The sequence below is a fragment of the Paracoccus sp. R12_2 genome, assembly GCF_017744015.1.
Lineage (GTDB): Bacteria > Pseudomonadota > Alphaproteobacteria > Rhodobacterales > Rhodobacteraceae > Paracoccus.
In genome coordinates this window covers 45,699-58,736 of sequence record NZ_JAGHRA010000017.1, presented here as the reverse complement: position 1 = coordinate 58,736, position 13,038 = coordinate 45,699, and the positions used below count along the sequence as shown (strand labels likewise).

The 13,038-nt window shown below is 59.2% G+C and carries 16 protein-coding genes and 1 pseudogene; 4 read left to right on the top strand and 13 right to left on the bottom strand.

Translation table 11 applies throughout. The annotated features are described in order from the left end of the window. Positions 1-12: 12 nt before the first annotated feature. Positions 13-360, bottom strand: coding sequence for an IS66 family insertion sequence element accessory protein TnpB (gene tnpB / locus J7359_RS16950; RefSeq protein ID WP_017467473.1), 348 nt, complete (start codon positions 358-360; stop codon positions 13-15). Then, positions 357-722, bottom strand: a complete 366-nt coding sequence (locus J7359_RS16945; protein ID WP_065331083.1) for a transposase — start codon at positions 720-722, stop codon at positions 357-359. Before J7359_RS16945 ends, tnpB begins: the two co-directional genes overlap by 4 nt. A 97-nt stretch (positions 723-819) precedes the next feature. On the opposite strand from J7359_RS16945, the pseudogene J7359_RS20050 reads away from it, so the two are divergent. Next, positions 820-975: pseudogene (locus J7359_RS20050) on the top strand (nucleotidyl transferase AbiEii/AbiGii toxin family protein); the annotation flags it as partial. Positions 976-1,094: 119 nt separating this feature from the next. On the opposite strand, the gene J7359_RS16940 reads toward J7359_RS20050, so the two are convergent. The 4 genes from J7359_RS16940 to J7359_RS16925 form a co-directional block, all read right to left on the bottom strand. Then, complete coding sequence (locus J7359_RS16940) at positions 1,095-1,670, bottom strand: PIN domain-containing protein (protein ID WP_065331084.1); 576 nt, start codon at positions 1,668-1,670, stop codon at positions 1,095-1,097. Then, a complete protein-coding gene (locus J7359_RS16935) occupies positions 1,667-2,131 on the bottom strand; it encodes a helix-turn-helix domain-containing protein (protein WP_065331085.1) in 465 nt (154 codons plus the stop codon). The genes J7359_RS16940 and J7359_RS16935 overlap by 4 nt, the downstream gene beginning before the upstream one ends. A gap of 405 nt (positions 2,132-2,536) precedes the next feature. Continuing rightward, on the bottom strand, positions 2,537-3,151 hold the full coding sequence (locus J7359_RS16930) for an SMC-Scp complex subunit ScpB (RefSeq protein ID WP_065331086.1): 615 nt from the start codon (positions 3,149-3,151) through the stop codon (positions 2,537-2,539). Between the two features lie 2 nt (positions 3,152-3,153). Further along, positions 3,154-4,038, bottom strand: a complete 885-nt coding sequence (locus tag J7359_RS16925; protein ID WP_065331087.1) for a DUF1403 family protein — start codon at positions 4,036-4,038, stop codon at positions 3,154-3,156. A 156-nt stretch (positions 4,039-4,194) separates the two neighbouring features. Between J7359_RS16925 and J7359_RS16920 the strand changes: the two genes are divergently transcribed. Then, on the top strand, positions 4,195-5,310 hold the full coding sequence (locus J7359_RS16920; protein WP_065331088.1) for a tyrosine-type recombinase/integrase: 1,116 nt from the start codon (positions 4,195-4,197) through the stop codon (positions 5,308-5,310). A 6-nt stretch (positions 5,311-5,316) separates the two neighbouring features. On the opposite strand, the gene J7359_RS16915 is transcribed toward J7359_RS16920, so the two are convergent. From J7359_RS16915 to J7359_RS16890, 6 genes are all read right to left on the bottom strand, one after another. Then, positions 5,317-5,652: a type II toxin-antitoxin system RelE/ParE family toxin gene (locus J7359_RS16915; RefSeq protein ID WP_064225037.1), complete on the bottom strand. Its 336-nt coding sequence runs from the start codon at positions 5,650-5,652 to the stop codon at positions 5,317-5,319. After that, positions 5,649-5,906, bottom strand: a complete 258-nt coding sequence (locus J7359_RS16910) for a type II toxin-antitoxin system ParD family antitoxin (protein ID WP_064225038.1) — start codon at positions 5,904-5,906, stop codon at positions 5,649-5,651. Before J7359_RS16910 ends, J7359_RS16915 begins: the two co-directional genes overlap by 4 nt. Before the next feature lie 55 nt (positions 5,907-5,961). Beyond that, a complete protein-coding gene (repC, locus tag J7359_RS16905; protein ID WP_065331089.1) occupies positions 5,962-7,242 on the bottom strand; it encodes a plasmid replication protein RepC in 1,281 nt (426 codons plus the stop codon). 160 nt (positions 7,243-7,402) lie between these two features. After that, positions 7,403-8,398 (bottom strand): plasmid partitioning protein RepB, encoded by a 996-nt coding sequence (gene repB, locus J7359_RS16900; RefSeq protein ID WP_064225040.1) that lies wholly within the window; start codon positions 8,396-8,398, stop codon positions 7,403-7,405. 103 nt (positions 8,399-8,501) lie between these two features. Continuing rightward, positions 8,502-9,713, bottom strand: a complete 1,212-nt coding sequence (gene repA, locus J7359_RS16895; RefSeq protein ID WP_064225041.1) for a plasmid partitioning protein RepA — start codon at positions 9,711-9,713, stop codon at positions 8,502-8,504. A 493-nt stretch (positions 9,714-10,206) separates the two neighbouring features. Next, positions 10,207-10,545 carry a DUF736 family protein gene (locus J7359_RS16890; RefSeq protein ID WP_065331090.1) on the bottom strand — a complete coding sequence of 113 codons (339 nt, stop codon included), beginning with the start codon at positions 10,543-10,545 and terminating at the stop codon, positions 10,207-10,209. Between the two features lie 638 nt (positions 10,546-11,183). Between J7359_RS16890 and J7359_RS16885 the strand changes: the two genes are divergently transcribed. After that, on the top strand, positions 11,184-11,537 hold the full coding sequence (locus tag J7359_RS16885; RefSeq protein WP_227511476.1) for a type II toxin-antitoxin system RelE/ParE family toxin: 354 nt from the start codon (positions 11,184-11,186) through the stop codon (positions 11,535-11,537). Continuing rightward, the gene (locus J7359_RS16880) at positions 11,534-11,827 is read left to right on the top strand and encodes a helix-turn-helix domain-containing protein (protein ID WP_064225043.1); all 294 of its coding nucleotides are present in this window, start codon (positions 11,534-11,536) and stop codon (positions 11,825-11,827) included. Before J7359_RS16885 ends, J7359_RS16880 begins: the two co-directional genes overlap by 4 nt. A gap of 8 nt (positions 11,828-11,835) precedes the next feature. Here J7359_RS16880 and J7359_RS16875 read toward each other — a convergent pair whose 3' ends face one another. Beyond that, entirely contained in the window at positions 11,836-12,747 is a 912-nt protein-coding gene (locus J7359_RS16875; RefSeq protein ID WP_064225044.1) for a DUF2493 domain-containing protein, read from the bottom strand. Positions 12,748-13,038: the final 291 nt, after the last annotated feature.

Sequence of the window (13,038 nt, the reverse complement as noted above, 5' to 3'; positions counted from 1 at the left end):
TAAAACATTGCCTCAGCCCACCATCGCGGGCCGCCATGTCTTCTGCGGCATGCGCCAGTCTATGCCTTCCATCAGCATGGCCAACTGCGCGCGGCTCAGGTTGATTTTACCCTCGCTGGCCGTGGGCCAGACAAACCGACCCCGCTCCAAGCGCTTGGTGAACAAGCATGCACCCTGACCGTCCCACCAGATCATCTTGATCTGATCACCTCGCCGTCCCCGGAACAAAAACAGATGGCCGGAATAGGGATCGCCCGCCAGAACCTGCGCGGTCTGTGCCGCCAGACCGTTGAACCCACGCCGCATGTCCGTCACACCCGCCGCCAGCCAGATCTTCGCATCCGCCAGAACAGGGATCATGCCGCCAGCCCCCGCGCCAGTTCCAGCACAAAGCCAGCATCAACCCCGTCGCTAACGCTCAGCTTGCGCCCATTCTCCAGCGTGATCTCTATCCGGGAGCTGGCTGTAGGCCGCGCTTCCGGCAGCATCGGTACTGCATCGTGATCGCCGCCTGAAATCTCAACAGGCATGAACCCGGCATCATCAGACCCATCGGGTTGAAACCTGTCATCGCTGCGCCACGAATAAATCCGGCTTGTCGGCACGCCATGACGGCGAGAAACCATCGGCACACTGACACCATCGGCTTGGCTCTCTGCCACCAACCGCCGCTTGAACTCATCCGAGTATTTGGAACCCCGCCCAACCCGCCGTTTACTCATCTCAAAACCCTCATATTGCGCCAGTCAAATCGCCAGCCTCGCGCAATAATCGCACCTCAAATCAGCCCAAAATAGAGGGGGTTCCCTTGATGCTTACCATAAAGGCGATCCCGACTTCGACGCGATCGGTCGCCCTCAAGCGGCGGAGCTTCCAGCGGTCAGATGGAAGCTCATCAACGTGAACAAGCTGAAAGCAGAGAACCCCGAGAAGCACACCGCCCAAGGCGAAGAGTTAGAGAAAATCCTCGGCTGAAGATCGATCAGTGGTGACAGATTACCACGGACCGCTTAGCACGTCCGGCGGGAAATAAAGTAAACTACCATCGCCGACAGTACCGTATGCCTTTGCGATAACACCCACCGGTCTTCTCCTCACAAGAACGACTGGTACTCGTCCATGAAGGTTGCGACCTGCAACAAGCCCTGCGCTTCGGACTTGTGGATCAATGTCGCGACATCGAGCGCCGGATTCTTGAAGCGCTCCCTCATCCGGCGCAGGGCCATTATGGCCTCGGAGGGATCCAACTCGATTGTATCGGCGATGAAGTCGTCGGCGGAAATCGCCTGGATGGAGTGCGGGTCCAGAACCGCGGAAGGAAAGTCGGCAAGATTGTCCGTCACGATGACTGAAGCAGACGTCGCGATGGCCGCTGCCAGCACGTGGTTGTCGTTGGGGTCGGGTAACGCGAGCTTGTCTTCGAAGATCTCATAACCAGTCACCAGAGCTTCAGGGAATGCTGCCTCGATTGCCGCCCTTTGCCGGGACCCATCGGTTTCGCCCTTGGTGATCTGGGTGATCGCTTTCTGAGTCTCGTCAAGGATGCGACTGCTCCACCGAGGCCGGAACAAACCAGCCTCGGCCAGGCTCAGGAGCATGTTTCTGCGAAGCGCTCCGCCCAGGACGCAGGCATCGAGGAGCGCCGTGAACCGATCAGCGTGTCGGCTCATACAAGACCTTCTTCCGCATCCATTGCAGCAAGGTCACTCAAAGCATCAGAGCGAGACGCGTCACGCTTCTCCTTGTAGGCAAAGAGGTCGTCGGCACGAACCCGGCGATGACGGCCGGTCTTCGCAAAGGGAATCTCGCCTTCCTCGAGAAGCTTCACTAGGAACGGCCGGGACACATTGAGAAGGTCCGCCGCCTGCTGCGTGGTCAGCTCTGACTCGACGGGGATCATCCGAAACCCGCGACCGCTCGAGACAAGCCGCAGCACTTCGAGTAGCGAAGCCGTCAAGGCCGGCGCAAGCGTCACGGTGCGAACTTCGCCGTCTTCCAGGGCGAGCGACAGCTTTGTCGGTTCGCCTTCCTTGATCTGGGAGGCCACAATCGTTCTGAGTTGTTCGGCGTTCTTGATCTCTACCTCGTCGGGCAAACGATCAAAGAACGCCTCTTTTCTGAGGGCGTTCATCTTCTCTCTCCGGTTCTATCGTCTCGTGTTGGATATAGGCTATCCGTCCTTCGAAACAATCGCAACACTCGAAATATTCGAAATTCGTTTAGATCGTGTAAACGGGTCACAGCATGCGAACACCGCATCGCTCTCACGACGAAGCGACCACCACGGCCTTCGCCAGTTGCTCCCGGTCGCAAAGGTCTTCCAGCCCAAAACAGACGAAGAACTGCTCGCGAGCGTACGCGACAACATCCTCTCGACCAGAATAGAGCAAGTGGACGTCTTCACAGGTCTGCAACGATTATCACATTGAAATTGTGAATATTTCTGGCTCTCCGCATGAATCGTTGCACTGCGGATGAAACGATAAGCAGAACTACCGAGTTTGTGTCAGGCATGGCAATGGAAACCGGCAACGCGTTACCCGAAATCGACTTGTGAAGCTTCCGCCACAACCCCCGCATCCTCCAGCTGCTCCCGATCGGGAAGATCGCGCAGGGACTCCAATCCGAAGGCAACCAGGAACTGCTCCGTGGTGACGAAGGTATAGGGAGCGCCGCGTCGCGGCGACCGCGGCCCAGTCCCGATCAGGTCGCGCGCATGCAGCCGTCCGATCAGGTCACGGCTGATCTCCTTGCCGAAGATATCCTTCAGTGCGTCGCGGGTGATCGGCTGGTGGTAAGCGATGGCGGCCAGGACCGCGACGTCGAATTCGCTCAGGTCCAGCAATTGGTCCCCGATATCTGCCGCCGCGCGGATCGCGGGGGCGTAGGTGGCGCGCGTGCGGAATATCCAGCCGCCAGCGACCCACGCAACTTCAAAAGCCCGCCCCTCCAGCTCGGCGGCGAGGTCCTCGACGAGCAGGTCAACCGAGGCCCCCTGCCCCACGACCCGCGCCAGATCCTCGCGCGGCACCGGCGAGGCAGAGGCAAAGAGCACCGCCTCGATCCGGCGCATCCACTCCCGCCAGCGCAGCTCCGGCGGCAGGTCGGCCAATTCGAGGTCCAGGTCAGGTTCCGAGCGATCCTTCGCCATAGCTACACCCCATAGAGCCGGAAGGTATCGCGCCCGGTCAGCTCGCGCACCGCGCCGAGGTCGACCAACCGGTCGCAGAGCCGCCGCGCGGCGCGATCCGGCAAGGGCAAGGCCGAAGGCGCCACCGCATCGCGGGTCAGGAACATGTCAACCGCGCCCCCTGCCCCCTTGGCCCGCAGCTTCAGCGCGACGGCTTTCAGATGCGCAGCTCGGCGCGTGAGGTCGGCGGCCTGCCGCACCGACTCGATCGCCGAAAAGATGAGTGCCCGATGACAAGCCAAGCGAAGGTCGTCGCCATGCTTGCGCAGGTCAGCGCGCTTCAGGCCCGCAGCCAGCAGCGGCACAAGATGCCCCCAACCAAGCGCCTGCGCGAGCGCCGCATCCGCGAGGATCAGCGCCGACACATCGGCACGGGGCCCCTCCGTCAGCACCGCCTCCAGCACCATTGCCGCACGGGTGACTGGCGCCCCCTGCCCCGCGTCGAGCCAGCCTGCTATCTGTGCAACCTCCTGTCCGCGCAGCGCGCGATGCAGAGCCTTGACTGACACCGGCCGTTCCGCCGCGCGGCGCCAAGCCAGGTAGGTTTCCCCCGCCGGTCCGGGCAGATCGCCGGGGCGCAGAAGGTGCACGACGTCGCGCAGCTCCCCTGCCCGCTCCGGTCGGCCGGAAAACGCGACACACGCTTCGGCCGCGCGCAGCGCGAGCCGGTCCGACAACAAGGCTTGGGGCACCTCCACGCGTCCCAACACAAGATGCAGGTGGTTCAGCGCCGCGCCCGACAAAAACGCAACATCTTCAAGGGTTTCAGCGCGTGCAGAGGTGACCCAGGCAGGCATCCGGGGTAACGTGTCGAGGTCGCTGGTGTGATCTGGTCGGGAAAAAGTCATGCCTGAAGCCTACATCAGCGCGGCGCTTTCGTCCACAATATGATGTGCAAACCGCCTCGCTTTGCAGTTCCTCGTTATGTCCAATAAGTTTGTATTATCGGACATAAAAAGATACGCTGAAAATCAGTTTAATTTCATCGCTGGATTCACTGGAAAATGGCCGCAGAGGACGAGAAATCGACATCATCAAACTCTGATGCAAGTCATAATGCTCAGGGCGACGCGAGAAATCAAGAAAAAAGCGATGGGATCGCCCTGCCCTCCCATGTCGCGGGCTCCGGCAGCCTTGATCGCCTGGTCGACACCGCCCGCGACTATGCCCGCGCTGCAGCGTCCGACAACACGCTGAAGGCCTATGCCAAGGATTGGGCGCATTTTGCGCGCTGGTGCCGGATGAAGGGAGTGGAGCCCCTGCCCCCCTCATCCGAGATGATCGGCCTTTACCTCGCCGATCTCGCCTCCGGGTCAGGCCCCTCCCCTTCGCAGTGGGCGTCCCGCCCCCTGTCGGTCAGCACGATCGATCGCCGCCTCTCCGGCCTCGCCTGGAACTATGCGCAACGCGGATTCACCCTCGATCGTAAGAACCGCCACATCGCGACGGTGTTGGCTGGGATCAAACGCAAGCACGCGCGCCCGCCGGTGCAGAAGGAAGCGATTCTGGCCGAGGATATTCTGGCGATGATCGCCGCCCTGCCCTACGACCTGCGCGGCTTGCGGGATCGGGCGATCCTGCTGATTGGCTACGCGGGCGGTCTGCGTCGGTCGGAAATTGTCAGCCTCGACGTTCACAAGGACGACACGCCGGACTCGGGCGGCTGGATCGAGATCTTCGACAAGGGCGTCGTACTGACCCTGAACGCAAAGACCGGCTGGCGCGAGGTTGAGATCGGCCGCGGCTCCAAGGACCAGACCTGCCCTGTCCATGCACTCGAGCAATGGCTGCACTTCGCCAGGATCGACTTCGGCCCTGTCTTTGTCGGCACCTCGCGGGATGGCAAACGCGCCTCTGACAAGCGGCTCAACGACAAACACGTTGCGCGGCTGATCAAGCGCACGGTCCTGGACGCGGGCATCCGGTCGGACCTGCCTGAGAAAGACCGCCTCGCTATGTTCTCTGGCCACAGCCTACGCGCCGGTCTCGCCAGCTCCGCCGAAGTCGACGAGCGCTATGTCCAGAAGCAGCTGGGGCACGCTTCGGCCGAGATGACTCGCCGCTATCAGCGTCGCCGAGACAGGTTCCGGGTGAACCTGACGAAGGCAGCCGGGTTGTGATGTGGATCAGGAGTCTTCGGACTTCAAAGCCGAAAGTGAGGCAACATGGCGAGGGAGATCGCTGCGGGAATGGAGGATATCCACGATGATGACCTCGTCCGATCGATCCAGAAACACAAGGAAATGTTCCCCTGCCCTTATGAACCGCAGGTCTTCGACATCATCAACGAGAACTGCGCAACTCCGGCTATGGGCCTGGCCGTTCAGAATTCTTTCACAGCAGTTGAGCAATTCGGCCTCGTAAAGCTCCGCTTGGCGCAGCCCGAAATTCTCGATCGTCCATCTGCCGATTTCAGTGAGGCTAGCTTCCGCACGACGAGTCAGCCGGAAGGATCGGCTCATGAACGCGCGCGCGCAGTCGCAAAGGCCCTACGGATCGCATCTTTGCCGCTTCCCTCCGCAAGATCGCCCGCCTTGGCCTGCGCCAGACCTTCAATTAGACCTTTCCGGATCCCGGCTAGTTGTGCTTCTTCCTGCTCCAGCAATCTCAGGCCAGCGCGCATTGCTTCACTCACGTTCTGGTAGCGCCCGGATGCCACCAAGGCTTGAACCAGTTGATCCTGAGGTTCGGTCAGGACAACGTTGCGTGTCACCATGTGTCAGATCTCCTTTGTTGGCAATATATGCCAATGCCACTTATTTATCAATACGTCACGCCGCCTGCCCGCTGAGCCTGCCATAGAAACTACGCTCCAAATGCAGCTCTCCTGCCCCAGCCTTCTCGACCATGCCCCGAAGATATCCGCCCGGCGAGGCAACCTCACCGACACTGTGCTTCTCGAAGACGAGCGCAAATGCGGCCGTGGCCACTTGGGTCCCCATTCGATCCTGCGCTACGTTCCAGGCATGCTCTGAGATACCGATCATCGGCCTGAGTTGCCCGGCAACGCGGTGCAGGTCGCCCCAATCCTTCAGGAATCCACCCATATTGCGCGCCCAGGACGCGAATTCCGGACAGGCCTGCATGATTGTCGGCAGATCGAGCGCCGTCCGCTTCTTGCGCACCTCGGCAACCCAGTCTTCCAGCTCCCTATCAACCCACTCTTCGGGTGGAGCATTGGGTACCACGCCCGCCGCTTCCTCTTTTTTAGAGGAATTACTAGTTACAGGATTAAGTTGATTTGTAATTAGTATATGAGGTTCAGAAATGACCTCCCTGGGGTCCATTTCTTGAGTCTTTTTTGTGATTTGGGTGTCTTTGTTACCGATGTTTTCCACAGGTTTTGTCGCACCAGTCGCCTTGAGATAGGCCGCTTCGACCCGTTCCTGAAGTTCCTTGAACCACAACAGTAGCCGTTCCAACTGCTCAGAGGCTTCATGACGACGCGGAAGCCGGTCCAGAAGTTCCTCAAAGAGTCCAGTGAATTGGCTCCAGGGCCCGCGCAGCGCGCTGCTGATAGCCGCCTCAATCCGAGCGCGGATCATCCGGCGTGCCACCGTAATCTGACGCTTCAGGCGCTGGCAGAGCTCGCGCTCGGCCTGCAGCTCGGCATGAAGCTCCTCGAACTCCTCGACACGGGCTGAAAGCGGCGACAGATCGAAGCCATACGCCTCAACGATGCGCCCATCGGCGTCCCTACGGCCCCACCGCTTGCCATTCGGGCTGTCCTGAAAGGAAATCACGCCGATCTCGGCCAGGCGCCGCGCATGGCGCTTGAGCGCGGAGAGCGAAAAGCCCGTCCGCTCCATCAGATAGGCGTTCGACGCCCAGACGATCGGGCGCTGCCCCTCCTCCCAGTCCTGGGCCTGGGTGAAGGCCCCGAGCGTGTCGAGGAGCATCATGTCGCCAGCCTTCAGGCCGATATGTGCACCAACGCGCTTGAGCGCGACAAATGCTCGTGTTTTGGGTACTGCTACCCGTTCACCGGCTTGGGCAAGTTGCTCAGCAACCCCAAGACCCGGTGTCGGCTTGCGCCAACCTGTATGTTTCATGCCTGTATCTCACCTCCGGTTATGTGGAGGCAAAAGAAAGCCGTTCGCTCAAAAGCGTTCATCGTTGACAGTGATTCGTGGGAGAGGTATCTTCTAAGCGACCAAACTTTTCAGATTAGCTCTCAGGCCACGCTGCTTGGGGGCTTTTCTTTTGCCTAGATCATTGTTCCGACTGCTCCTCTTTTGTTGCGAGGAATTCGCTGTAGAGCTGATCCAGTCGACCGGAGAGAAAGTCTCCGAACTCGGTTGAATCCTGTGCTGTCAGCGAAATACTGAATGCCCTTCCGGACCGGCCGATTACCCCTTTGATGCGGCCTTTGCCGGCGGTCCAGGTGCGCTTCTTGGGTGCCATGCGCGTCTTTCTGCGCTTGGGTGTCCTGCCCGCCTCTGCCAGTCTGCTGTGCAGGAGCTCGAACCTTGCATCGCTATCCAGCTCGTGAAACCCTTCGAGTTCCAAGGCACCTTCAAGGACCTTTTGGTTCGCAGACTCCGAAGCCAGCTTCTTGAAATCCTCCCAGCGGTCACGGCCAATCTGCTTAGCGGGACCGATCCGCTCAATCACATGCCTCGGGATGTTCTGCGCGACAGACAACATGCGCGACAACAGCGTTCCATCAATGGTCAGCGCCGACTGGATCACATCCTTCGCCTGCCCCATATCAAGGAGGCTTTTTGCGAAAAGCGCCTTCTCGATGAATGAAAGATCCGCGCGCGCCGTGTTCTCTTGCCCTTGGGCGAGAATGTGCGCCACATCGTCCATTGGTTTGACTACAGCGCGAACCTTCCGGCCAAGGGCTGACGCCACGCGCACACGCCGATGGCCGAAGACGATCATATAGCGACCGTCCAGATCCGGGTGCGGGCGAAGCAGTACTGGAGTGTCCTGGCGACCAGTTGCAATCGACTCCTTCAGCTCGTTGAAGGCCTCGTCGTCGTCGCTGAGACGATCCGAAATGAAGGACACATCGATCAATTGGGGATCGATTTCGACGATGGTTTCCCCTTCGAGCAAGCGCTTCGAATTTTCGGCAAGATTGTCAATCGAGACCTTCATGGACTTTGATGCGCCACGCATCGCATAGCCTGATCGGCCAGAGTCCTTCGGCTGCTCGGAAGAACTGGCCATCACATTTTTCAGGAGGTCTTTACGAGCCATCAAACTGTCTCCTTCTGGGCGATCATAGACGTGAACACTCTGGACAAATGGCTGTCTGCACGGCTGTCAAAACTATCAATCTGCACGGCTGTCAAAGACGTCGTCATTCGCGCCCCCATGCTTTGTGGATCAGCTCCGAAACCTCATCGTTCACGTCGTTCAGTGAAGTGATTGCCCGGTCATAAGTTGTGCGAACAAACTGGGAGCGCTCGACCTCGTAGAGTGTCTGTTTAGTAATCCCAGCGTCGGAGATCGCCGTGGATTTCAAAACAGGCGCGGTAAGCATCTGGTTCGGGAACATCGCCTGCAGAAACCCGACCATCTGCTTCTGAGGGCCATCAGTGGGTTCAAACCTGGTAACCAGATAGCGAAACCATTTCAGTCGCATGTTCGCGCCAGCGTCTCGTATTGTCTTCATGATTCCGCCAAGCATGAGCAGAAATTGACTCATCGACATAACGTCCAGCATCTGTGGGTGGACGGTGACGATGACTGACGACGAGGCTGTCAGTGCGGTCAGCGTGAGATAGCCAAGCTGCGGTGGGCAATCGATCACCACGACATCATAGCGATCATCGACTTCGTCGAGCGCCTTAGAGATCCGAGTGAAGAAAAGGCGCCCCTCGTGGGGGTCGCTGCTCGTCAAGGCAACGGGGGTATCGTACTCATACTCTTGAAGTTCCAAACTTGCAGGCACGATATCAAGGTTAGGAAAGTTCGTTGGTCGGATTACTTCGATAATTGGCTTGCGTTGATCATCGTAGCGGAGCGTCTCGTAGAGCGATGGAACATTATCGAGCTCCGGCTGAATACCATGCAGAGCTGTCAGTGATGCCTGCGGGTCAAGATCGATCGCCAGTACACGATGCCCTTTCAGCGCCAAGTGCTGAGCCAGATGAGCCGCAGTCGTCGTCTTTCCGGACCCGCCTTTGAAGTTGACGACAGAAACTACATGCAGTTCCTCACCTTCACGCCGATGGGGCACATACCGCCGCTTTCCAGGCCGACCATGCTTGTCCAAATACGCCCGCAGTTCGAGCATTTGCTCAGCTGAATAACTACGCCTCCCCGACGACGAGGTTTCGGGATCAGGCCCCTTACCTTCTAGGTGGAGCTTCTTGATTGTCGACTGGGTCACGCCGAGATAATAAGCGACCTCCGCCAGCGAAAACTGACGTAGACCTTTCTGGGCATCTGGAGGATACTGTTCCTGCCGCAACATATTGAGACGGTCAGAAATCAGCTCTCCCTGTTGAAGGATGATCTCGTCGAAGGGTTGATCCTTCGTATCAGCCGTAAATGACCTATCTCGCATCCGCCTGCCCTCTAAATATCGCTTTTTCAGCAATTTATCCCTTTAAAGTGTCATCTACACGGAAAAATGAGTCTTAACAACGATTTTCACGCGGTGGCTTATGCACTCCCGCAGCACGATCGAGTCTAGATGCGGCGACAAGCTATAGTGAGCGGCGAAAAAGGCGGCCCAACATATGGAACCAACGGTGCGGCCTTCTGCGCAGCACTCAACTCGAACGGCGCGGTAAAAATACTTTAACCTACTGTTTTAAAATACATTTATGTAACTGCACGGCTGTCAAACGGCACATGGCTTGAAGCGTCGAAACGCCTAGCGGATCCGCAAACACGACAGCCACGCAGCGAGCTGCATCAGAAAAGTTCTACATCTGAACCGTGGTCACTTGGTTCCGTCAAACACATCGCCCATGCCACTCCAACACATAATAAATCGTGTCAGTGCCATAGGAGACAACGAGAATCGGCTGGGTTGCCCCAGCCGATTCTTTGCGTCACGCGGCGTCTTTGGGGCCCCAGGGGATGATCGCCTGCAGGGACAGATCGTCCTGGCTTGCCGCCTTGCCGAGGTTGGCGTTGAAGCCGTGGTCGCGGATGGTCAGCGTGTAGTAGTCTGCGCCGGTCTCCTTGTTCTGCTTCTTCCAGATGCCGCCGCATTCGACCAGCTTGCCGCGCGGGGAGCGGCCGAGGACGCGGTGCGTGGGGGCCATCGGGTTCGAGCTCGCGACGGGTTCGACCGTGATGTCGAGGTCGAAGGTCAGGGTCGAGATGGAGCCGACGCCTTTGGCGGTTTCGATGTCGGCGCTGGTGAATTTGATGCAGTTCGTGGTCATTGCTCTTCTCCTTGTTTGCGTTGCAATGATGGTCAACTTGCAGCTGGCCAAGGCCCGGCCACACCGAAGGCGAAGCGCAGCGGAGAGGGGCAGGCGCCGATCTTTTTGCCGCGCGAGGATTGGCCCACCCCTGTTCTTTGGTGGGTCAGGGGAAAAAGATCGGCGACAACCTTTGTGGACGGGACGACAGCTGCGACCAGCATGTCATGCAACTCAGACATCGGGAGAAGTGCGGTGGCCGCGAAGGAAACTGGGTGAACAGCCGAGGGAGTTGCCACCAGAATCTTGGCTTCTTACTAACTCACAGAAGATGAGACATCGTCCAGACGTCAAAGTCGCATCCCCAGGATCACTAACGTGCCGATAGTCTTCGCTGAAGCGCCCAAGATGCGGAGGAGTGCTCGACGCGAACAGAGCGTGGAACGAAAGGCCGGGTCGCCACGAGACACCGCAACCATCCAATAGCCCTAAATGACAGCCCGTCTGGTTGGTTCGGTCAGAAAATGCGACAAGATATTTGGTCAAGGGCCGCCGGTACCAACGGACAGAGCATACTGCCTAGCTCTAGCATCAGTTGCCAACTTGCCCTTCCAGTGCGCATACTATACGTCATTGACACATACGCCGCCAAAACCTATATGGAACTGACGATGACGCGATTGCAGACAGTGGTCGAACTGCCCGAATTCCAAAGGCGCGCCAAGGCAATCATGTCGGACCAGGAGCGTGAGGCGGCGATCAACTTCATTGCCGCCAATCCGGAAGCGGGCGTCTCTCTTGGCGGCGGATTACGCAAAGTCCGCATCCCGAGAGAGGGGAGCGGCAAGAGTGGCGGCTTCAGGACGGTGTATGTCTTTGGCGGGACCCATATGCCGATCTTTCTGATCACGGTCTTCGCCAAGAATGAGAAAGCCAACCTGTCAAAGACCGAACAAGCTGCTGCGGTAGAGATGAGCAAGGCGCTTGTCGCGAAATATGGAGACGCAACATGAGTGCATTTGAAACCGTATCCAAGGGCCTCGAAGAGGCTCTGGCCTTCGCGAATGGCGATTTGGCCGACGCCAAAGTGCATGAAGTTTCCGTGGCGGAGGTCGATGTCGCCGAAGTCCGGCAACGGACGGGCCTGTCCCAGGCCGAGTTTGCGAAGAGCATTGGCGTCGCGAAAGGTACGCTCCTGAACTGGGAACACGGGCGCCGGCACCCGACAGGCCCAGCACAGGTTCTGCTGGCATTGATCGCCAAGAAGCCTTCCGTCGTACAGGACCTCTTGCGCGGGGCGTGAACCGGGGCCTAAGCCCCGATCCTCTTGATGCGGATTCCGAGCTTGCGGGCCTTGTCGACGATGTTCTCGGTGATGCCCGAACCGGGCGTGGCAATCAGACCCTGTGGCATGGTTTCGAGCATCTTGTCGTTGCGCTTGAAGGGGGCGGCCTTGCCGTGGCTCTTCCAGTCGGGCTTGAAGACCACCTGGGTGATCCCACGGGTATCTGCCCAGCGGGCCGCGATCATCTCGGCGCCTTTGGGCGTGCCACCATGCAGCAGCACCATGTCGGGGTATTTCGCATGGGTGGCATCGAGGACGGACCATATCAGATCGTAAGCCTGATAGTCCCCGCCTGAGAAAGCGATCCGCGTGCCTTCGGGGCAGTGCACCTCGGTCTCCTTGCGACGCTTGGCCGAGAGATAGGCCCGGCTGTCCACCACGGCGGAGGTGAGGCCGCGATGTGAGACCTTGGATCCGGTGCGGGGGAGCCAGGGCGAACCGGTGGCGGCCGAGAAGTGGTCTACGGCCAGATCGCGCATCTGCTCGAAGGCGTCGCGATGGTCCCAGAGCTTGAGCCCGATCATCTGGAGGCGCTCGAGTTCGACCGAGGCGACCTCGGAGCCGTCCTGTAGCCCCAAGCTTTCCCTGACCTCGAATTCGTTGTCGTCGAGAAGCTTCTGGATATGGGTGAGCCGACGATGGAAGATCGAGGTGAGGGACCAGAGCATCTCTTCGAGATTGTCTTCCAACTGGCTGCCAGTGAGGAGGCCGATGGTGGTGTCAAAGAGGGTCGCCATGGCGAGTTCGACTTCGTCGGGCTGGGGCAGGGGGCGGTGATCGGTCTCGCCGGGTCCCGGTGTTGCGCCGTGAAGTGCCAGGTGGTCGAGGATGCCGGAGGTCACGCCGGTCTCCTCTTGGATGTCTGTCTGATGGGGCATTGTCTGGTTCCTCTGTTTGATCTGACCCGATTTGGATGGGGCGATATCAGGACCGGCGGCGACCGGGCCGCATCCGTCAGGATCGGAGCGCAGCGGAGAATGCGCCCAAGGCCGGAAAATTGCTCCCGCGAGGAATGGCCCGAAGGGGCAGGGGAATTTTCTGGTTCGGGGGGCATTGCTGCCCGGGCGAGGGGCACTCTGCCCCGACCCGCCGGTCCATCGCTCCCCTTATCCAAACGGGATCAGATCGAACCCGCGGAACCTTTGCCCTGTCCGGCATCACCGGGGAGA